This window comes from Rhodococcus sp. IEGM 1370, assembly GCF_033142325.1.
Classification (GTDB): domain Bacteria; phylum Actinomycetota; class Actinomycetes; order Mycobacteriales; family Mycobacteriaceae; genus Rhodococcoides.
On record NZ_JAWLRY010000010.1, the window covers coordinates 35161 to 56969 of the forward strand.

15 protein-coding genes are annotated in these 21809 nt (G+C 66.3%); 11 read left to right on the top strand and 4 right to left on the bottom strand.

The features are described from left to right. Positions 1-28 precede the first annotated feature (28 nt). From R4P47_RS14310 to R4P47_RS14335, 6 genes are all read left to right on the top strand, one after another. Positions 29-1876 carry an Hsp70 family protein gene (locus tag R4P47_RS14310; RefSeq protein WP_317785072.1) on the top strand — a complete coding sequence of 616 codons (1848 nt, stop codon included), beginning with the start codon at positions 29-31 and terminating at the stop codon, positions 1874-1876. Positions 1877-1883: 7 nt separating this feature from the next. After that, positions 1884-4394 (top strand): helix-turn-helix domain-containing protein, encoded by a 2511-nt coding sequence (locus R4P47_RS14315; RefSeq protein ID WP_269594983.1) that lies wholly within the window; start codon positions 1884-1886, stop codon positions 4392-4394. A 42-nt stretch (positions 4395-4436) separates the two neighbouring features. Then, positions 4437-5576 (top strand): hypothetical protein, encoded by a 1140-nt coding sequence (locus R4P47_RS14320; protein WP_269594984.1) that lies wholly within the window; start codon positions 4437-4439, stop codon positions 5574-5576. Then, the gene (locus tag R4P47_RS14325; RefSeq protein WP_317785073.1) at positions 5573-7213 is read left to right on the top strand and encodes an Hsp70 family protein; all 1641 of its coding nucleotides are present in this window, start codon (positions 5573-5575) and stop codon (positions 7211-7213) included. The genes R4P47_RS14320 and R4P47_RS14325 overlap by 4 nt, the downstream gene beginning before the upstream one ends. 75 nt (positions 7214-7288) lie before the next feature. Then, positions 7289-8587: a S1 family peptidase gene (locus R4P47_RS14330; protein WP_317785074.1), complete on the top strand. Its 1299-nt coding sequence runs from the start codon at positions 7289-7291 to the stop codon at positions 8585-8587. Positions 8588-8674: 87 nt separating this feature from the next. After that, on the top strand, positions 8675-9796 hold the full coding sequence (locus R4P47_RS14335) for a S1 family peptidase (protein WP_317785075.1): 1122 nt from the start codon (positions 8675-8677) through the stop codon (positions 9794-9796). On the opposite strand, the gene R4P47_RS14340 is transcribed toward R4P47_RS14335, so the two are convergent. Together R4P47_RS14340 and R4P47_RS14345 are read right to left on the bottom strand one after the other, a co-directional pair. Further along, positions 9793-10911, bottom strand: coding sequence for a GNAT family N-acetyltransferase (locus tag R4P47_RS14340; RefSeq protein ID WP_317785076.1), 1119 nt, complete (start codon positions 10909-10911; stop codon positions 9793-9795). The genes R4P47_RS14335 and R4P47_RS14340 overlap by 4 nt on opposite strands. A gap of 170 nt (positions 10912-11081) precedes the next feature. Next, positions 11082-11744, bottom strand: a complete 663-nt coding sequence (locus R4P47_RS14345; RefSeq protein ID WP_269594988.1) for an ammonium transporter — start codon at positions 11742-11744, stop codon at positions 11082-11084. Between the two features lie 587 nt (positions 11745-12331). On the opposite strand from R4P47_RS14345, the gene R4P47_RS14350 reads away from it, so the two are divergent. From R4P47_RS14350 to R4P47_RS14360, 3 genes are all read left to right on the top strand, one after another. After that, a complete protein-coding gene (locus R4P47_RS14350) occupies positions 12332-15628 on the top strand; it encodes a heterodisulfide reductase-related iron-sulfur binding cluster (RefSeq protein WP_317785077.1) in 3297 nt (1098 codons plus the stop codon). Between the two features lie 406 nt (positions 15629-16034). Continuing rightward, a complete protein-coding gene (locus R4P47_RS14355) occupies positions 16035-17027 on the top strand; it encodes a hypothetical protein (protein ID WP_269594990.1) in 993 nt (330 codons plus the stop codon). An 89-nt stretch (positions 17028-17116) separates the two neighbouring features. Continuing rightward, complete coding sequence (locus R4P47_RS14360) at positions 17117-17386, top strand: hypothetical protein (RefSeq protein ID WP_068055411.1); 270 nt, start codon at positions 17117-17119, stop codon at positions 17384-17386. Here the strand turns inward: R4P47_RS14360 and R4P47_RS14365 are convergent. Beyond that, positions 17379-19292 (bottom strand): prolyl oligopeptidase family serine peptidase, encoded by a 1914-nt coding sequence (locus tag R4P47_RS14365; protein ID WP_283347419.1) that lies wholly within the window; start codon positions 19290-19292, stop codon positions 17379-17381. The two genes, R4P47_RS14360 and R4P47_RS14365, sit on opposite strands and share 8 nt — an antisense overlap. Before the next feature lie 100 nt (positions 19293-19392). Here R4P47_RS14365 and R4P47_RS14370 point away from each other — a divergent pair, with 100 nt between their 5' ends. After that, complete coding sequence (locus tag R4P47_RS14370; protein ID WP_149407371.1) at positions 19393-19620, top strand: DUF3263 domain-containing protein; 228 nt, start codon at positions 19393-19395, stop codon at positions 19618-19620. 4 nt (positions 19621-19624) lie between these two features. Here R4P47_RS14370 and R4P47_RS14375 read toward each other — a convergent pair whose 3' ends face one another. Next, positions 19625-20329, bottom strand: a complete 705-nt coding sequence (locus R4P47_RS14375) for an SOS response-associated peptidase (protein WP_269594992.1) — start codon at positions 20327-20329, stop codon at positions 19625-19627. Positions 20330-20416: 87 nt separating this feature from the next. On the opposite strand from R4P47_RS14375, the gene R4P47_RS14380 reads away from it, so the two are divergent. After that, the gene (locus R4P47_RS14380) at positions 20417-21667 is read left to right on the top strand and encodes a pyridoxal phosphate-dependent aminotransferase (protein ID WP_094686906.1); all 1251 of its coding nucleotides are present in this window, start codon (positions 20417-20419) and stop codon (positions 21665-21667) included. The last annotated feature ends 142 nt before the right edge of the window (positions 21668-21809 follow it).

Genomic DNA, 21809 nt, shown 5'->3' on the forward strand with positions numbered 1-21809 from the left:
GAATAATCGGCCACTGCCGACAGTGCGTGTGACGGCAGTAGTACTGACGGCAGTGCGAGACGAAGGCGGCGACACCACGATGAACGCAGGGCTCGGCATACGTATCGGTTCGGTGACGGCTGTGGCTGCTCTGGACACCGAACCCGTCACCTCGGTGGTCAAGCGTTCGGCACTCGACCTCCGTCCGGGCGAGGCCCCGCGTCTGGCAGAGCTCTGGGACCGTTCGACGCGCAATCTGATCAGCGGATTTGCCGACCGGGTGGGCGATCCGGTGGAACTGATCGACGACGACGGCCGCAGTCACCGAGCCGAGGACCTGTACGCCACCGCTGCTCGCGCACTCGTCGCCGAGGTCTCCGCCGGGACCGATGCCGCTCCTACCGTCGTCGTCACCCACCCCACTCGCTGGACGGCGTACACCGCCGAGGTTCTCGGTGAAGCGCTCGAGCGCGCGGGACTCACCGACGTCACGCTGGTACCGGAGTCCGTCGCCACGATGCGGTGGCTCGAAGTGACACGCGGCCCACAGACCGACGGCCTGGCCGTGGTCTACGACCTGGGCGCGACCGCACTCGACGTCACGCTGATGCGCACCGGCTCCGAGGCAGGCACCGTCGGAACCGGAGTGCATTCGGAGGAGTTCGGCGGAGCGCAGTTCGATCACGCGATCATGCAGTACGTCCTCGACACCGTCTCGGGAAGCCAATCCTTCGAGTTCGATCCCTTCGACCCCGATACCGTCGGCGCACTCGTGGAACTGCGGGCCCGCTGCGGCGAGGCGAAGGAACAGCTGTCCTACGACACGTCCACGTCACTGACGGTCGACCTCCCGGGCCTGCACACCGAGGTACGCCTGGTGCGCTCCGAGGTCGAAGAACTGGTGCGCGCATCACTGCTGGCGTCGATCGGGGTGGTACGCGACGCCGTCACGGCCGCGGGCCTCGACGTCTCCGACATCGACCAGGTGGTACTCGTCGGTGGCAGTTCGGCCATCCCACTGGTCGCCGAGCTCATGTCGTCCGAGCTGCGAGCACCCGTGGTGGCCGGACCGCGACCCGAACTGACCGTCGCAGTCGGTGCCGCGATACTCGGCAGCGACATCGCCGACGCGACCGCCTCCGACAACGCCGCAGCACTGGCTGCGGCACCCACCACGGCCGTGGCGTCCGCTGCGGCGGCCGCCCCGATGCCTCGCCCCACTCCCCGGCCCGCACCGACGCCCACCGCCGTCGACTCCGACGCAGGAATGTCCGGTCGCAAGAAAGCCGGTGTCGTGGCCGGATCCGTCCTCGCTCTCGCGCTTCTCGCCGGCGGAGGATTGTCGGTGGGCACGGCATTGACCTCCGACAACACCACTCCGGCCGAATCGAACGCGGAAACCTCGATCTCGAGCACCGAGACACCGGGAACCAGCGCTGCGGTGGCCGATGCCGCGACGACGACGCCGGCGACCGGTGAGAACGGTGTTGCCGCACCCGGTTCCGAGGGTGCGCCGACCACGGTGGTCGACGCCGACGGAACGGTGACGCAGATCGATCCGGCCACCGGTGCTCCGGTCGCGGGATCGCCTGCCCCGGCCGACAACGGCGCGGCCACGGTGCCGACCATCCCGTCGGTCGCCGCTCCGACCGTTCCCAACTACCAGCCTCCGGCGGTGCAGGTTCCGCAAGCACCGAGCGTGCAGGTTCCCAGCTACCAGGGTCCCACCCTCGGCGATGTCGGACAGGGTGTCGGTGACGGACTCGGCGGAGTGGTCGGCGGCGTCGGTGACGGGCTCGGCGGTGTCGTCGGCGGCGTCGGTGACGGGCTCGGCGGTGTCGTCGGCGGCGTGGGTGACGGGCTCGGCGGAGCCCTCGGCGGCTTGACCGGCCGATAGGTCGACGGTGACCAGCACTCGATCATCGCTCGTCGGCATCGAGCGCGCCGATCGCTTCGTCCGTGATGCGCTCGTCGCCAACGGATTCCATGTCGTCGTCGGGGTCGACGGCTCCGGTCGATCCGCAGTTCTCGATTCCGTGGCGTCGACGGTGGACGTGCACACGGGCACCATCGCCGACGCGCCGTCCGGCTCGACGGTTCTCGTCGACGACGCGCACCTGCTGTCGGAGCAGCGTCTCGACGAGATCGCAGCGGCTGCAACACGATCGGACATCACCCTGATCGTCGCCACCGCGCCGCGGAGCTTCGATTCCCGCATCGAGAAGCTCGTCGCCTCCGCCGGTTCCAACCGGTTGACTCTGGTTCCGCTGGACAAGGTGGCCATCGCGGCGCGGGCAGCAGCGACCGTTCGACCGATCTCGGCGTCACTCGCCGGTGCCGTCGCCAAGGCGACCGGCGGAATTCTCGCCGCCGTCGATGCGGCCCTCGGCGCACTCGGCGGCGACCGTTCCGATCCGGCTCCACTGCGCGCGGTCGCCGAATCCGTTGCCGAACAACACCGTCGGATGCTGATCGAGACCACCGACGACACGCGGGCACTGCTGCTCGCAGCCCGATTCGGCATCACACCCGATCCTGCGTCGGCCGCGCAGATCGTGGCACGCGCGACCGATGTCGAGTCGATCGTCGACCTGGCCTGCAGCTCCGGCCTGCTCGACACCACGGGCACGTTGATTCCGTCTGCGGAGGCACCGCTGATCGAGATGATCGGAGAGGCGCGCTGCCGAGCCCTGCTCTCGTCCGTCACCGACATCGCCACCCGATCCCGCCTGCTCGACGCCACCGCGGCACGTGCGTTGGCAGAGCGAGGCGTCGTCCATCCGGGTCTCGCAGATTTCCTTGTGCAGCAGGCGGATTCGGCTGCTGTCGATGTCGCAGGTGCCCTGTACGACGCGGCGGTCGACGCGGGATTCGACTCGGCGGCGTTGGCTGCGAGGCGGTCCGAGGTAGCGGCTGCCACCGGGAATCCGGACGAGGCGGCGGGATTCGCCGATGTGGTCCTCGACGGCGCTGTCGGGTGCGATGCGACGGATCTGCGGACGGCGGTGCGGGTGTCGGCGTCGATTGCCGCGCAACGTGGAATGGCCTCGCGCAGTGCGCAGTTGTTCGCGTGGCTCGGCGAAGATCGGCTCGGACCCGACGCCGTGTGGGCTGCCCTCTCGGCCGCGGCGGCCGGTGATCGCAGCGCCGCCGACCGTTCGATGGCTGCCGTGACTGCCCTCGCACCGACGTCGAGTATCGCGTCGGGCAGTCTGCTCGTCACCGGGGTGATCGGGTCGATCGATTCGCGGAGCGCAGCAGCGTCGAGTGCCGCTGCCAACGCACTGATGCGGGCAATGACGTTGACGGGCACTACTTCCGATCGTTCGTGCACCCCGGATACTGCCGCTGCCGTCTCGGCGCTGCACGCGGTGCACTGCGGCGACCTACCCCGTGTCGATTCCATCGTGGCGCGAGCACTCCCCGAACACCGTCCGGGATCGGAGGCGCACACCAGACTGAGCCTCGTCGGGGCCTGGGCGTCGATGCTGCGAGGGGATACCGCCGAAGCAGGCATCGCGATCGAGGCTCTACGGATTCCGGTGTCACACGTGCGCAATCAACTGTTCCTGCACGCGATTCGAGTGGGCCTGGCTCGCAGGTCCGGTGACGCAGGGTCACTGATCACGGCATGGACCCAGGCCCAGAACGTGATCGCCGAATACTCCACCGACCTGTTCGCGCTGCTGCCCCTGGGCGAATTGCTCTTGGCCGCAACTCGACTCGGCCAGGTGGACCGCGTCGAGCATCTGGTGGCGCAGGCCACCGACCTGCTCGCAGCGCTCGGCGATCCACCCGTGTGGGCGTCGGCGCTGCATTGGTACCAGGTTCAGGCGGCCATCGTGGCGCAGACTCCCGACGCGTTGGTCCCGCACGCCAAGGCTCTGGCCGCCGCCGCTCCGACCCATCCGTACAGCGCCGCACTCGCCGCTGCCGGTCGCGCGTGGCTCGGCGTGTTGCAGGGCAGGCCCGACGCGACCGAGGTGGAGAATTCGGCACGCACGCTCACCGCCTTCGGACTGCCGTGGGACGGTGCCCGCTTGGCGAGCGAGGCCGCCCTGACCGTCACCGATACTGCGACGGCAACCTCGCTGCTGCACATCGCCAGATCGTTGCGCCAACCCAGCTCGACGGGGCGCGACAGTCCGAGATCGACCCCGCAGCCGACGGGCTCGTTGAGCGAACGCGAAGCCGAGGTCGCCGAACTGCTGGTACTGGGCGTCACGTATCGCGAGGTCGGCAGTCGGCTCTACATCTCCCCGAAGACCGTCGAGCACCATGTGGCTCGTATTCGGCGCAGGCTCGGGGCGCAGTCGCGCTCGGAGCTGATCTCGATGCTGCGCGCCATGGGATACGGGGCCTCGACCAGCACAAGTGTGGACACTGTAACTGTGCGGGGACCGGGAGCGACATAACGGCCGAGCACCACTCCCCGATCGAGAACAGGTAGCAGCCCCATGACCGAGCAGCCCGGCAGTGCGAGTGTGAGCACACCGGACGTCGGCCTCTACCTGGACGACGAGCGCGCAGTCGCCGCCGTGTCCCATCCGATCGCGCCCGGACCGTCGCTGCACCTGGCGTCACTGCACCCGACCGTGCTCAACACCCATCCCGACGGCACCGTCTCGCTCGGAGATGCGACCGACGACGACTCCGAGGCCTACACACACTTTCTCGACTCCCTCGCCGACGGCGTGGGTGTCATCGGCAGCAAGGGCACGGTCTTTCCTGCCGAGCAACTGACGTCGATGGCCCTGCTGTGCCTGCTCACCGAGGTGGCGTCGTCCATCGGTCTGCGGCCGGGTGATCTTGCCGCGGCGGCGACCTATCCCGCCCAGTGGACGGCCGAGCAGGTGTTCGCGCTGCGTTCGGCCATGAACGGGCACGGGCTCGCACACGTCGCGCTGGTCGCCGAGGAAGAAGCGCTCGCCGCGTGGAACGCATCGCTCCTGCCGACCCTGCAGAAGAAGGACACCGCAATCGCCGCGGCCCGCGGTGCTGCGATTCTGGCAGCGCAGTTCCCCGTCGACGCCGTCACCGAGCAGTTCGCGGTGGTGAGCCAGGCGAGATCCGACCGGCGACCACTGTTCGCTGCGGCAGCGTTCGCCGCCGCGTTGACCGTCGGTGCCGCGCTCTTCGCGCTGCAACTCGGGACGCCCACCGACACCGACGTCCCCACCATCGACAACGCCCAGCTGGTGCCGCGCACGTCGTCGAGCGGCACCGGGTCGGGTGGCCCGATCGACTTCCCCACCGTCGTCGCCGAACCGGCCGCCGAGATCGTTCCTGTCCCCCCGTCGACGGCGACCACCACCACGGAAGAGACGACCCCCACCGAAACCTCCGACCTCCCGCGGAGCGAACCGACCGAGATCGAACCCGGGATCGAGATCGAGACGCGCCCGGCGCTCGAGGCACCCGAGGACGACGACCGGGAGAAGCCTCCCATCGTCGTCGAACCGGTCGATCCGGAACTTCCGGACGAACCAACCGACGAGACCCCCGACACCCCTGATGCCCCCGACACCGACCCGGAAGACGGGCAGTCCATAACCGAACAGATCGCACCGAACGACCGATCGGCGGAGACCCCATGAGCGATGCCGGCCATCTCGGAATAACCGTGGGCAACACCAGGTCCGTCGCGGCCTATCGCGCATCGGCCGAGGACGAACCGACGATCGTCGTCCTGCCGACGACACTGAGATTCGACGAGGACGGCCGCGCCCACCTCGGTGAACCCGCCGAGACGGCACCGTTCACTCGGTTCGTCGATCTGGTCGGTCAGCAGGAGGATCTCGAGCCCGACGCCGACGCCTACCGCGCCGAGGACCTGATGGCCAACGCCGCCAACTGCCTCGTCACGATGGTGTCCGCGAAGGCCGGCGTGCCCAGCGACATGCCCGTCACGACCATGACGTACCCGACGCGGTGGACCCGAGCCGCCGTCGCACTGCTTCGTGACGCCCTCGATCACACCGGCCTCACCGATGTCGCCCTGGTTCCCGACGCGAAAGCCGCCAGCGCATTCGCGCAGCCGAGCCCGGGAGCAGCGGTCACCGTGGTCGACATGGGGGCCACCGGCACCGACATCTCCACCTTCCCCGGAGGTGGAACGGTCCGCACCACCGCCGTCGGCGGAGACGCGTTCACCGACGCCCTCTTCGATCACGTGGTGACCGATCGCGAGCACATCGACCTGTCCGACGCGGCCGTCCTGGCAGCCCTTGCCGGCGTCGTCGCCTCGTGCGAGGCCGCCAAACAGACCTTGAGCACGGCCGACGTCGCCACGATCTCGGTCGAACTCCCCGGTGTCTCGCAGTCCACGACGGTGACCCGAGCCGAGTTCGCAGATCTCGTCGCGCCTTTGCTCCGCCGGCTCGACGTTCCGGGGACGGGCACTGTGATCCTCGCCGGCGGCAGCGCCGCACTTCCGTCGGTGGCAAGCGACATCACCGAACGCTCGTCGGGCCCGGTGCTCGTCGAGCCGCTCGCTGCCACCCGCGGTGCCCTGCTGCTGGCCGAGGTCGAGGATGTCGACGGCAACTCCATGGTGACCGGCGCCGCGCCGGTCGTCACCCGAAACGACGGCACGGAGTCCCTCGACACCGACGCCATCCCGGTCGTCGCGCCCGCACCGTCCCTCGCGTTCTCCGAGGCGATCCCTGCGGTCGCTCCGGTGTTCGCTCCCTCGGAATTTCGGTCCGAGCCGATCGTTCCGGTCGACGAGAACACCTCGACCACCGATCACTCTCCGGCCGTCGCCGCGGCGCCGGTAGCGGCGAAGAAGGAACGCAGCGAGCGTTCGCGGACGATCGCCACCATCGTTGCCGGTGCAGCAGCAGGCGTGGTCATCGTCCTCGCGATCGCAGCACTGAGCGGAGTGTTCGGCGACGCTCCCGCCGCGACACCCCCGACCGTCACCGATGCCGGCTCGCCGATCGTCACCTCGACGCGCGCACCCTCGACCACCACCGCCACCTCCGTCGAGCCCGTCTTCGTACCCGAGGTCGTCGAACAGCCGGAAGAGCCGTACGTGGCACCCGAACCTGCTCCCCTGCCTGCTCCCGCGCCCGCGCCGGTGCCCGCCCCCGCGCCCGTGGTGCCCACCACGACGCCTGAGGTCACCACGATTCCGGTGACCACCACCCCGGTCGAGACGACGACTCCGGCTGAGACCACCACGACCGCGGATACCGCCACCACCCCATCCGAAGAGCTCGAAGAACCCTGAGCTGCGCGAACATGGATTCCGAGCCCGATGCCCTAGGGTGGGGCGCTGATGACAAGCACCCGATGAAGGGATTTCATGCGTAACACCGGGGCGCTGCGTGCCGCAGTGCTGTGTTCGACGGCTTTCGTACTTCTTGCTTCGTTCTCCGGGACAGCAGCAGCAGAACCCGTCGTCCAGTCACCCGCCGATCAGCTTCCCCGCGAGCTCGTCGAAGCCGTGCAGCGAGATCTCAAGATCTCTCCGCAGGAGTATCTCGATCGTGCTGCCCGCGCGCAGGAACTGTCCGCGTACGCATCGGATTTCCGGGCCAGCCGTCCGGCAGATTTCGCCGGTGCCTGGATCGGACCCGACGGCAATGCCGTCGTCGCCGTCACCTCACCTGCTGCGGCGCAGGCCGTCGCCAAGGACGGATACGCCACCGCGCAGTCGCCGGTGTCGGCAGACGGACTCGAGAAGTCGCTGGCAGACCTCAACAGTTGGATTGCCGGCCTTCCCCGCGAGATCTCCGAGCAGATCAACGGAACTGCCATCGACTTCATCGACAACCAGATCGTCATCGATCTGGTGAACAGCCCGATCGGTAGCGCGCTGAATCTGCCCACCCTGCTGGCGAACATCAAGGTCATCCTCTCCCCCGGCGGAAACAAGCCGGTCGACCCGACTCCGATGGGCGGCGACACCTACGTCACCACCTCGGGACCCATCGCCGACGCTCCGGCCACCGACATCAGCATCTGCTCGTTCGGCTTCAACGCCGTCGACTCCTCCGGTTCGGCCGTCAATCTCAGCGCAGGCCACTGCAACCCCGCCAAGGCCACCGGATCCGGCGGCGCACCGGTCTACCTGCCCGATCCGGCCGACATCTCGCGCAGCACGCAGATCGGGTCGTTCGACCGGTCCAGCCTGGGCGCAGAGGACGGCCTCGACTGGTCGGTCATCGCCCTGAACGACACCGGCATCGCGTCGGGACTCGACCGCCCCACCGTCCGTGGAGCGAACGGCAGCACCGTCACCGTCACCGGAACCGCATCGCCGGTCATCGGAGCGCCGGTCTGCAAGTCCGGGCAGTCGTCGTCGTTCACCTGTGGAGTGGTTGCGGCCGATCGCGTCGAGACACAGCTCTACATGGAGGACGGCACGTCCCGCACCGTTCGCGGATTCGCCAGCACCGCCTGCACTCTCGCAGGTGACAGTGGCGGTGCCATCGTGACCGGAACCCTCGCGTTGGGAATCACCAGCGGATCCAACAGCGGCGGCGCACCCGATTGCAACGAGGCCAACCTCGCTCTGGCGCAATACGGTGGCACGGCAAGCCTGGGCATTCCCATCGATCAGGTCACGCGCGCGACCGAAAGCACACTGCGCACCGAGTAGTGGGTACGGCGGGAGCCCTCCACCGCCTATAGTCGTACGACGGGTGAACGGCATCACATCTGCAGATGCCCGGGGGGAGAGGTTTCTATGCGTCGCCGAGCGTTCCGGCTGTCGATGTTCGCTGTGCCGCTCGTGGTGACGGCGGCCGTGTTCGCGCCCACCGCTGGGGCGGATCCGGTTGCCGACACGATGCTGCCTGAGGCGTTGGCCGACGCGGTTGCCCGCGACCTCGGGCTGTCTCCGCAGCAATTTCTCGACCGAGCGGACACAGCCCGCCGACTGGCCGAGTTCACCGACACCGTCGGTTCCGACGGCGTAGCGAGGGCATGGCTGGACGAGGACGGACGTCCCGTCGTCGCGGTGGCGGACGGACCGGCCCACGCCTACGTGGCAGATGCCGCGTCGGACAACGGTTTCGGGATCGACGCGTCGCCCATCGAGCTCCCGCCGGCAATTGTCGATGCCGTCCAGCCGCTGTTGGACCTGCTCCCGTTCGATCCGTCACCGACGGCAGGCCCGATCCGTGCGAGTTCGTATCTCGGCGGTGACAGCTTTCTCGCGGGTACACCGGCCGGCCTCGGTCAGCGGTGCTCCCTCGGATTCAACGCCGTCGACCCGACGCGCGGATCGGTCAACGTCACTGCGGGCCACTGCAATCCGAACACCACCGACACCGGTTCCGCGGCACTGACGGGCGCGTATCCGATGTACGGCAGTCTCGTGGGCTCGAAATTCGGAACGTTCTATCGAACCAGCCAGTCGCGCAACGATTACGCGTTGATCGACATCGACGACGCCAATGCCGCCGAATTCGAGAGCAACGCCGTGCGAGTCCCCGGAGCAGGCCCACTGCACGTCACCGGGACGGTGGACCCGATCGTGGGAGCACCGGTCTGCAAATCCGGATCCGGAACCGGATTCAGTTGCGGCACAATACTTTCCACGGGCCAGCAGGTCGCACTGGGCGACAACGTTCTGGACCGCGGCTTCTCCACCTCCATCTGCGCGCTACGCGGAGACAGTGGTGGCCCTGTCGTCAGCGGCACCCTCGCGGTCGGCATCGCCAGTGCATCGAACGTTGGCGATCAGCCCTCCTGCGAGGTCGCGACCGTCGTCAGCATGCTGCAGGGTCAGCGGCCCGAGCTGTTCGCCACCCCCATCAACGACGTACTCGCGGAGAACCCGGGCCTGACGATCCGAACGTCCTAGTGCGTGGACGGTCGCAGACGTGACAGCGCCGCGTAGCCGACTCTTCGCGCATGCGCGAACCCGGGCGACAGCTCCCATCGACGCACCAAGCCGACCAGAATCCGAGACCCGACCATGCGTGTGGGGACGCCCACCACGGCCAGCACGTCGTAGCCCGAGGTCGACCAGGACCTCTTTATGTCGTTGACACCGACGCCCAGGTCCAGCACGGTCACTTCGAGCTCGTCGTGGCTCTGGACGAACCATTCCATCATCTGATGCCCGGGTTGATACTTCGCAACCTCGGGATCGTAATGCGTCAACCAGGCTTCGAGTCGAGCTCCGGTACGAACACAGATCTGATGAGCACGCCATCGCCCCTCGACACTCACCCCGGAGAGGGTCAATCTCCCGGCCGCTGCTTCGCGAGCCAGGAAGTCCTTGGCCGACGCCGACGGGTCGGCGGGCGATTCCTCCGCAAGGTAGTCGGTGCGATCGCTGTGGAGCGTCGACGCGGCAGCCAAGCGGGATATGTCTGTCCAGCGTCGTTCGAAGTGCTTCGCATCCCGGATGGTCTCCATCGTGAGGGGACTCCCGGCCCGCTCGGCCTGACGCCTGTACTTTCCGAGCCGCTTCAGTGAATTGCGCCCTCGCACATCCCGAGCGGTGCTCCCCTCCGGCACCTCGATCACCGGAACTCGCTCCCGCACGATCGACTCCGAACGCCACCGCGGGTGCGCATCGAGCACCGCGAGTGCGATCTGATTGTCGGCCATGGAGTCTGCGTAGAAGATCAGACCGCAGCGGTCGACGGCATCCCACAGGACACGAGACGACGCGTCGTCCTCGCTGAGCAGTTCCGTCGGAACGCCCTGCCCGGCCCCGAGAATCTTCGCCACCTTCAACGGACCGAGTCGCGTCACGAACATCGGTGCCAGAGCCACCAGACGCGTACCGCGACGCACGTGCACGAAGACCAGCTCACTGCCCGCAGGTCGCGGTGCATTCAACGCATAACTGCGGCGAGATGAGAAGACCGTTCCGACTCGCTCGGCCAGTGCGTCCCACTCCTCGCGGAGTTCGTCGGACAGCGTTCTGTCCACGGCTCCGATAATGGGTTCGTAGTCGGTTTCCATGCTATTTACTTTACGGAAAGTTTAATAAGCGTGTGAAAGCACTTCTTCGTTGTCCTCGTTCCGTCGGTGCTCGTACGGGTGCGGCGGTGGCCGGAACTCGACGCCGACCCACCAAGAACGCAGAAAACCCGCACCCTCGACGAGAGTGCGGGTTTTCGGTGACGACTCGCTTACTTGGCCCAGACCGTGGTGCCCGGTGCCGCATTCAACGTGTTGATCAAGTCGATGCCTGCAACAACGAGGGTGGGTCCGCCGGCAGCGATGGTGCCGAGGATGCCTCCGACAGTGGCGGCGATGGGAATGGTTACAACCCCGCCGACACCCGCCAGGGGGAGACCGAGCAAGAAGCCGACGCCTACACCGATGGCAGTTCCGGTAAATCCACCGATCGCGGTCGCGATGCCGAGTTGCGAGGAGAAGTTCTGCTGCGCCCTGAGGTTCTCCTCGGGCGAGGCGACGGTCGTTGCGCCGATGCTGCGCGAGTTGGCCGAAGCCTTCGTGAAGTCGAGGTTCGGGATCAGACGCAGGGTCTTGCCGTTGTCGTCGACGTTCTGCTCGTACGGGAAGTTGAGTCCGCCGAGGTTGAACGACAGCGGGAGAGTCACGAGGGTGTTGTCGGCGGCGTCGAGGACGTCGACCGTCTTGCCGTCGTCGGCGACCTTGAAGACGCCTGCGTCGATGGTGGTGACGATCGTGCGATCTTCGAGATCGACGGTGTAGTTGGTGTCACCGGGGGCCGTTTCATCGGCGGGCTGTGCGTAAGCGGTTCCGCTGGCCAGGCCCATCGCGACTGCGACGAGGGCCGACGTGACGACCAGTTTGCTGAGTTTCATGTGGAGTTCAGTTCCGTTTCTGTGGCGTTGAGTGCTTGGCAGTACCGCTAGGCAGCCGTCAAGCGCAAAGTCACCCCGATGACTCTTTTGCGACTTTTGGTGCGCCCGAATTGTAGCGTAAGAATCGGACCGGTCGTTGTCCTTTTGTGACAGGTTCTCCACCTGTCAGTTACCCACTGTCACAAACATTTTGGATATTCGCAGCACAGCGGCTCGAGTCACGTCATGCTGGGATCGGAGATGTCGATCGTTCGACCGATCGAGGAAGACCGAGCGCGTGATCCCACCGGCCCCAGGCGGCCCGTCGGCGACATTCCGCCACACGAACGGAGTAGGTAAGGACTGCCTTCTCGACAGCACCTCGACGGCCTACGCATACGGTGATCTGCGAGACAACCTACTGACGAGTTCAGCCCACGCGTCGGACGGCCTCACTTCGCCACCCACCAGCACCGCTTCACTCGGTGGTGCTAAGTTACCCGTCAGTACGGCGAAACTGCTACTGGCGAGTAACATAGTCCGTCAGCCGGCTCGACGGGCTGAACCCGCGGTAGCCCCCAGCTGCCACCTGAACGAAAGGCCGCGACATGAACGCCCTGACGATCACGTTGGGCACAGTCGGTGCTCTGCTCAGCCTCGTGTGTTGGTACGTCTTCATTCGCGGGGCTCTGCGGATGTTCAACATCGTGCGACTCGGCCAGCCGGCACCCGACCGCTGGCGACCGATAGTCCCTCGCTTCAAGCAGATGGTCGTCGAGTTCCTGCTGCACACCAAGATGGTCAAGTTCCGCACCGTCGGCTGGGCGCACTGGCTGGTCATGATCGGCTTCATGCTCGGTGCCATCGTCTGGTTCGAGGCATACGGCCAGACGTTCAACCCCGAGTTCCACTGGCCCATCATCGGTGACACCGCGGCCTACCACCTCATCGACGAGCTGCTCGGACTCGGCACGGTCATCGGCATCACCACGCTGATCATCATTCGCCAGCTCAACCACCCGCGTAAGCCCGAGCGTCAGTCGCGCTTCGCCGGCTCCGGGTTCAAAGCCGCCTACTTCGTCGAGGCCGTCGTGCTCATCGAGGGCCTCGGCATGGTGTTCGTCAAGGCAGGCAAGATCGCCACCTACGGGCATGGGAACCCGTACACGGACTTCTTCACGATCCGCTTGGCCGAGCTGCTGCCCGCCAACTCGAACATGGTCGCGGTGTTCGCGTTCATCAAGCTGATGTCCGGCATGATCTGGCTCTACATCGTCGGTTCACGCATCAACTGGGGTATCGCGTGGCACCGCTTCACCGCGTTCCCCAACATCTACTTCAAGCGCATGGACGACGGTACCGTCGCCCTCGGCCCGGCCAAGCCGATGATGTCCGGCGGCAAGGTCCTCGAGATGGAAGAGGCCGACCCCGACGTCGATGCGTTCGGCGCAGGCAAGATCGAGGACTTCAGCTGGAAGGGCTGGCTCGACTTCACCACCTGCACCGAGTGCGGACGCTGCCAGTCGCAGTGCCCCGCCTGGAACACCGGCAAGCCCCTGTCCCCCAAGCTGCTGATCATGTCGCTGCGCGACCACAGCCACGCCAAGGCCCCGTACCTGCTGGCAGGCGGCAAGAAGGACATGGCAGGCGACGAGGTCGGACTGGTCGACTCCGAGGGCAACGTCGACCAGAAGGCGCTCGACGCCATCCCGCAGAACGCTCGGGACGAGGCCGATCGCAAGCTCGTCGCCGACGCCATCGAGGGCGGCATCATCGATCCCGAGGTGCTGTGGAGCTGCACCACGTGCGGTGCCTGCGTCGAGCAGTGCCCGGTGGACATCGAGCACGTCGACCACATCATCGACATGCGTCGCTATCAGGTCCTCATCGAGTCGGAGTTCCCGTCCGAGCTCGCAGGCCTGTTCAAGAACCTCGAGAACAAGGGCAACCCGTGGGGCCAGAACTCCAAGGACCGCCTCAACTGGATCAACGAGATGGACTTCGACATCCCGGTCTTCGGCCAGGACGCCGATTCGTTCCAGGACTACGAGTACCTCTTCTGGGTCGGCTGTGCCGGTGCCTACGAGGATCGCGCCAAGAAGACCACCAAGGCCGTCGCCGAGCTGCTCGCCACCGCAGGCGTGAAGTTCATGGTGCTCGGCGCGGACGAGACCTGCACCGGCGACTCCGCTCGCCGCGCGGGCAACGAGTTCCTGTTCCAGCAGCTCGCCATGCAGAACATCGAGACGCTGAACAGCGTGTTCGACGGTGTCGAGCAGAGCAAGCGCAAGATCGTCGTCACCTGCGCGCACTGCTTCAACGCGCTCGGCAACGAGTACCCGCAGGTCGGCGGTGACTACGAGGTGGTGCACCATACGCAGCTGCTCAACCGCCTCGTGCGCCAGAAGAAGCTGATCCCGGTGGCCTCGGTCAGCCAGGACATCACCTACCACGACCCGTGCTACCTCGGCCGTCACAACAAGGTGTACGACGCTCCGCGTGAGCTCATGGCCGCGTCGGGCTCCAATCTCAAGGAGATGCCGCGCCACGGTGAGCGGTCCATGTGCTGTGGTGCCGGTGGCGCTCGCATGTGGATGGAAGAGAACATCGGCAAGCGCATCAACATCGACCGGGTCGACGAGGCACTGGCGACCAACCCGAAGAAGATCGCCACCGGTTGCCCGTTCTGCCGCGTCATGCTCACCGACGGTGTCACCGCACGTCAGGAAGGCGGCGCACACGAGGGCGTCGAGGTCGTCGACGTCGCGCAGCTGATGCTCGAGTCGATCACCCGCGTCGAGTCCTCGGTACTGGGCGAGAACATCAAGGTCATCCCCCGCGAGCGCACTCCGGAGGAGAAGCTCGCGACCGAAAAGGCGATGGAGGTCGAAGAGGCCGAACGCATCGCCCCCGTCGAGGAGCCGGCCGAGGCGAAGTCCGCTCCGGCAGCTCCGGCACCCAAGGCCGGCGGCGGTCTGAAGATGAAGGGCCTGGCCAAGGCTCCGGGAGCGAAGGCACCCGGTTCTGCCACCAAGACCGAAGAGCCTACGGAGGAGGCTGCACCCGCGGCCAAGCCCAAGGGTCTCGGATTGGCAGGCGGCAAGGCACCCGGTGGCAAGGCACCCGGCGGCAAGGGTCTGCAGATGAAGGGCAAGGCACCCGGCGCGAAGGCGGCTGCACCTGCCGACACTGCAGCCGAAGCTCCGTCCACCGAGGCCTCGGAATCGACTCCGTCCGTCAAGCCCAAGGGTCTGGCCGTGAAGTCGGGCTTCAAGAAGCCGGGAGCCAAGGCACCGGGCAAGCCCGCCGAGGCCACTGCGACTCCCGCCACGGAGCCGTCGACCTCTGACGCACCTGTGGAATCAGCCTCTGCTGCAACCGAATCCAAGCCGACCGTCCAGCCGAAGGGCCTGGCCGTGAAGTCCGGATTCAAGAAGCCGGGCGCCAAGGCACCGGGTAAGCCTGCTGCCGAGGCTCCGGTCTCCGAAGCACCTGCTGCCGAAGCACCTGCTGCCGAGGCACCTGCTGCTGAGGCACCTGCTGCTGAGGCACCGGTTGCCGACGCTACGGCGTCGGAAGCACCCGCCGCCGAGGCTGTCGCAGAATCCAAGCCGACCGTCAAGCCCAAGGGCCTGGCCGTGAAGTCCGGATTCAAGAAGCCGGGTGCACGGACGCCCGGCGCAGCAGCGTCAACATCCGCCGAGGCGTCGGACACCACCGAGGCACCCGCCGAGGCATCCGCGGCCGAAGCACCAGCAGAGGCTCCGGCAGAGGCGTCGACCACCGAGGCACCTGCTGAGGCGTCGGACACTGCGAGTGAAGCCGACGACCGCACGCCACCCAAGCCGAAGGCCGGTGGACTCGGATTCGCCCCGGGAGCCAAGGTTCCGGGTCGCCGGAAGTAACCTCACACCCTTTTTACCGACCGCGCGCCCTTGCTCACTGCCGAGCAGGGGCGCGCACTCGTCAGTAGGGGTGTGAGGTCCACTCCCACGAAGCACCAGCTGAGGCGTCGACCACCGAGGCACCAGCCGAGGCGTCGGACACTGCGGGTGAAGCCGACGATCGCACGCCACCCAAGCCGAAGGCCGGTGGACTCGGATTCGCTCCGGGTGCCAAGGTTCCGGGTCGCCGGAAGTAACCTCACACCCCTTTTACCGACTGCGCGCCCTTGCTCACTGCCGAGCAGGGGCGCGCACTCGTCAGTAGGGGTGTGAGGTCCACTCCCACGAGTTATCCACAGGCAGCGAGTTATCCACAATCGGCCACTGGGGGCTTGTCGAATGCGATTGCGCCCGAAAGCATTTCTTCATGACCCGCATCGTCTCGCGATCCGACGCACTCTCCCGCGGAATTTCCGACGCAGAGTTGCAGCGCTACTGCCGAACGCGAGCATGGCGTCGACTCCGTCCCGGACGGTTCGTCAGCAGAGACGAATTCGACGCCCTGCCCAGGGAAGACAAGCATCGAGTGATCGCCGAGGCCGTGTTCGACGCGACCATCGCCCCCGATGCCGTTGTCAGCCATGTGAGTGCGGCTGTCTTCCACGGTCTCGATGTGTGGAATGCCGACCTGAGCCGGGTGCACATCACGCGCAATCGCGCCCGGGGCGGAGGTCGGAGCAGTGCCGTTCGCGCAGTGCACACCTCGCCGTACACCGACGAGGAAGTCGTGGATTTCGACGGCGTTCGGGTCACCGCTCTGGCGCGCACAGTTGCCGATTGCGCTCGCTCACTTCCGTTCGAGACGGCTGTCTGTATCGCGGACTTCGCGGCGAGAGCACGCGGACTCGCTGCCGAAGATTTTGTCGCGGCACTAGATTCGTGCCCGAACCATCCGGGCAATCGGCTGGCGCGTCGGGTTGCGGAGTTCATGGACGGCCGGTCCGAGAGTGTCGGGGAATCACGCGCCCGTGTGGTGCTGCATCATCTCGGCTACACCCCACAGCTGCAGGTACCGATCACGGATTCCCGGGGCTTCGTCGGGCGCGTGGATTTCGATCTGCCCGACATCGAGACTGTTCTCGAATTCGACGGCAAGGTGAAGTACGGGCGCTACGTGCCCGAGGGTAAATCTGCGGCCGATGTGTTGTGGGAAGAGAAGCGCCGCGAGGATCGCATTCGCGCAACCGGCCGTCAGGTGGTGCGAATTGCCTGGTCGGATCTCGATCGTCCCGAGCTCGTCGACCGGATGATCCGCGATGCTGCCGACAGAGCCGGCCGACGCCACCGAGCGACCTTTCTACCGACCGCGCGCCCGTCCTCGCATCGAAATGCAGGCGCGCACCCTGCACAAGCGGTGTGAGGTTCCCGCGAACCCCCCTCGGAAGTAGCCGAATCGGACATCGTGAGTATGGTCGGACGCGAAGGCGTACCGACAAGTAGGGAGCAGGCATGACCGACGACGCGGACAAGCTCTTTCGCCGCTACGACGAGTGGTGGACGGCTCTGTCGCCGGACGACCGAGCGCACGTCGAGCAGTGTTGCGAATCCGGCCGCACCGACGAGCGCCTATGTGCACTCATCCTCGAGAACGACGGTCCGTCGAAGGCAGCGTTCGAGGTGGGCAGCAAGTTGTCCGAGGGCAACAGCAAGTACTGCGCGATCCCCAGTGCACTCCTCGAGTTTCTGGAAGCGAAGCGCGCGCACCCACCACTCAGCTAGAGGGACGCCACAGCTGCAGCTCGGGGATTCCGGGCGGCGTGAACCCCATGACCTGGCCGTAGAAGGACAGTTCGGATTCGCGTGCGTTCACCTGCGTTTCCAGTTTGCGGAACCCGTGTGACTCGCCCGCATAAGCCAGGTAGGCGTGCGGTATCCCCTTGCTCACCATGGCATCTCGGAATCGTTCGGCCTGCGACGGCGGCACGATCGGATCGTCGAGCCCCTGCAACAACAGCACTGGGCAAGAGAGTCCGTCGACGTTGTTCACCGGTGCCCGGGTTCGGTACAGATCGATGGCCTCCGGCAACGGTCCGATGAGCCCGTCGATGTAGCGCGACTCGAAGTCGTGGGTCTCGGCGACGAACAGCTCGAGCTCCGCCACTCCGAAGTACGATGCGCCGCAAGCGAACACATCGGACGACGTCAGCGCAGCCAAGACCGTCCACCCGCCCGCGGAGCCACCTTCGATCGCCAAGCGATTCGGGTCGGCGAGTCCACTGTCGGCCAGCCCCTGCACCGCGGCGATGGTGTCTTCGACGTCGACCACTCCCCACTGCCCGCGCAGCCGGTTGCGGTATTCGCGGCCGTACCCACTGGAACCGCCGTAGTTCACATCGACGACGCCGATGCCGCGGCTGGTGAAGTAGGCGAACAACGGATTCAGAGCGGGTGCCACGTGCGCCGTGGGGCCGCCGTGGACGAAGGCTACGTACGGCGGCAGTTCACCGTCCAGCCCTTCGTAGTCGGGGTTGCGCGGCGCATAAGCGATGGCGTGCACCTCACGGTTCGGCCCCTGGAACGTCACCTGACGCCCCTCGGGCAGGTATGCACTGTCGGGTACGGACTCGAAACCCGAACGCACAGAAGTCAGTTCACGAGATTCGAGGTTGAGTGCGAACAGCGCGCTTGCCACGTGTGCTCCGCCACCCTTGATCAGCACGGTCGAGCCGGAGCGCCCACCGAGCCCCACCGAGGTCATACCGTCGAGCGCGATGTCGTCCAGCACTCCGGACGCAGGGTCGAGCACCGCAAGGGTGTCGGTGCCGACGGTCCGCACGGTGAGCAGTGTCCCGTCGTCCAGTACCTCGTACCAACTCGATCCCAACCGCCACAGCGGAGCACCGAAGTCCGCGTCCAGCGTCAGCAGCGGCGTGACCGACCCGTCGAGCGTGACCGAATACAGGTTCCACCAACCGCTTCGGTCACCGATGGCGTACAGCGACTCGTCGTCGATCCATTCGGGCTGCAGCACAGATTCCTCTGTCGAGCCGAGTAGAACCGTCCAGGACGACGGATCGGCCAGCGAGGCAACGCGCAGTTCGGTTCCGTCCCATGGCATCTGCGGGTGGTTCCACGCGATCCAGGCGATGCGGGTGCCGTCGGGTGACAGTCTCGGGAACGCAAGGAAGTCCGAACCCGCCACCAGCGAGCGCACCCCGCCGCCGCCGAGATCGATGGCCACGATGTCTCGGGACACCGCGCCTGCGTCGTGCATCTCGCGAACTGCGATCACGTCGGTGCCGACCACCGAGAGGTCCGCGTACCGAATGCTCGACGCCACAGCCGGTTTCGGAGTCAGCGGCACGGGTGCGCCGCCGGGGGTGAGTCGGTAGACGCGTTGATCGGAGAACTCGGCGAACACCAGGTCGCCGTCTGCCGTCGCAGTCCAGGCTCCCCCGCCGTATTCGTGGACGCGGGTGCGGGCGTTGAACGGTGCGGGCAGAACCGGCTTCACTTCTCCGTCGACATACCGGCAGATGGCCGTTCGGCCTTGTTCGGCGGGCCGCAGTTCCGACCACCAGATCTCACTGCCGACGAAGCGCCCGCCCTCGACGGGGTGGCCCGCCGACGACAGATCTGCTGCGGTGATGGGCGAGGGCCAGGATCCGAAGGCGAGAGCAGTCACGCCGTCCACCCTAGTGAACTGACGTGCACGTAACGCGTTGTTCACCGGCCCTTCAATCATGACCCGGATGATGGGAGTCGAGTAGCACTAGGGGGACACCATGCGCCGGACCACTACCCATTCGGTGGACCACGAAATTCTGACCTTCGGCCGAACCTGGCGGGGATACGGCGGTGGCAGCGACGAGGACATCTACGTGGCATTCGGCATCGACGCGCGTACCTACTTCCAGCGATTGCGTCGCATCCTGGATTCGCCGGTCGCCGAGGACCTGTCCCCGGACGAGCGGTCCGCGATCGCCGACATCTGCCGATTGCGCCTCGGCTGAGCAGCTACACCGGCACCAACAGTTCGGGACTGTTGTTCTTCACGCTGTTGACGGCGGTGCTCACCTCGTAGGGCTCGAGCCGCGGCTCGGGGATGGCCGCCAACAGATCCTGCACGTCGCCGAGATCGGTCACAGTGGGGTCGAGCCAGCTCGAGCGCAGCTCCGGCGGAAGCACCACCGGCGAGCGATCGTGAATGTGCCCGAGCGCATCGGCTGCAGGCGAGGTGAGCACGGTGACCGACCAGACCCACCGATCCTCGTCGTCCTCGGCCTTGGTGGGGTCTCGCCACAGCTCGTACAGGCCGGCCATCGCGAGCACGCCTTCCGTATGCAGGAAGTACGGCACTTTGCCGCCGTCGCGCTTCTCCCATTCGTAGTAGCCGTCGGCGGGCACGATGCATCGTCGACGGCTCGCCGCCTTCTTGAACGACGGCTTCTCGGTGATGGTCTCCGACCTGGCGTTGATCAGTCGAGAACCGATTTTGGCGTCTTTCGCCCACGAGGGGATCAGGCCCCAGCGCACCGACCGCAGTTGTCGCACGGCGTCGGCCTCGGGTTCGTCCTTCGGCGCGCGCTCGATCACCGTCCGGACCGTCTGGGTGGGGGCCACGTTGTACGACGGCGGCACCTCCGCACCGACGGTCTCGGCGATGTCGAAAACCGCCTGCAGGTCACTGTCACTCCGGGTACTGGCATACCGTCCGCACATGGAACGAGATTGTTCCACCCGCCACCGACATGTCGGACGAAACAACCTCGTGGAATTACGTGGCACCCACCTGGCACGATGTGACGGGTGACCACTCCGCAGATCCACTCCCAGCCGCGTTACCGCACGTTGCAGCAGTCGACCAAGCTGCAGAACGTGCTGTACGAGATCCGCGGACCGGTACACGCCCATGCCGCCCGGCTCGAGGCGGAGGGGCACCGCATCCTCAAGCTCAACATCGGTAACCCTGCCCCGTTCGGGTTCGAGGCCCCCGATGTGATCGTGCGGGACATGATCGCGGCGCTGCCGGTGGCACAGGGATACTCGGAATCGAAGGGCATTCTGTCCGCTCGGCGCGCCATCGTCACCCGATACGAGCTCGAACCGGGTTTCCCCGAGCTCGACGTCGACGACATCTATCTCGGCAACGGAGTCTCCGAGCTCATCACGATGACGATGCAGGCCTTGCTCGACGACGGTGACGAGGTACTGATCCCGGCCCCGGACTATCCGCTGTGGACGGCGATGACGACACTGTCCGGCGGCAAGGCCGTGCACTACATGTGCGACGAGGAGAACGGGTGGAACCCCGATCTGGCCGACATCGAGTCCAAGATCACCCCGAAGACCGTCGCCCTGCTGGTGATCAACCCCAACAACCCGACGGGCGCGGTGTACTCGAAGGAGGTGCTGCAGGGCATCGTCGATCTGGCGCGCAAGCATCAGCTGCTGTTGCTGGCGGACGAGATCTACGACCGGATCCTCTACGACGACGCCCAGCACACCTCGCTGGCGAGTCTGGCTCCCGACCTGCTCTGCCTGACGTACAACGGACTGTCCAAGGCGTATCGAGTGGCCGGTTACCGCGCCGGCTGGCTCGCGATCACCGGACCGAAGAAGCACGCCGCAGGATTCATCGAAGGTATCGACCTTCTCGCGTCGACGCGACTGTGCCCCAATGTGCCTGCGCAACATGCCATTCAGGTCGCACTCGGTGGCTATCAGAGCATCGAGGATCTGATCCTGCCCGGCGGCCGTCTGCTCGAGCAGCGCGACGTCGCATGGGAGAAACTCAACGCGATTCACGGCGTCTCGTGCGTCAAACCGCGGGGTGCGCTGTACGCGTTTCCGCGACTCGACCCCGAAGTACACGAAATCTACGACGACGAAAAGCTGGTCCAGGACCTGTTGCTGCAGGAGAAAATCCTCGTGGTTCAAGGCACCGGATTCAACTGGCCCGGCCACGATCACATCCGCATCGTGACTCTGCCGTGGGCGCGAGACCTGGCGGTGGCGATCGAGAGGTTCGGTAACTTCCTCGCGTCGTACAAGCAGTGACGCCGGAAGTTACTCGAAAGTAGTTGAAAGTGATGCACAAAACATCGGCGTGATCCCGCCTCGGCGACGAATGATCTGTACATTGGCGGACGGCACTTCGGTGCCCGCGAGCCCTGGTCGTCCCCTCCCCCCCGGGTCGGTC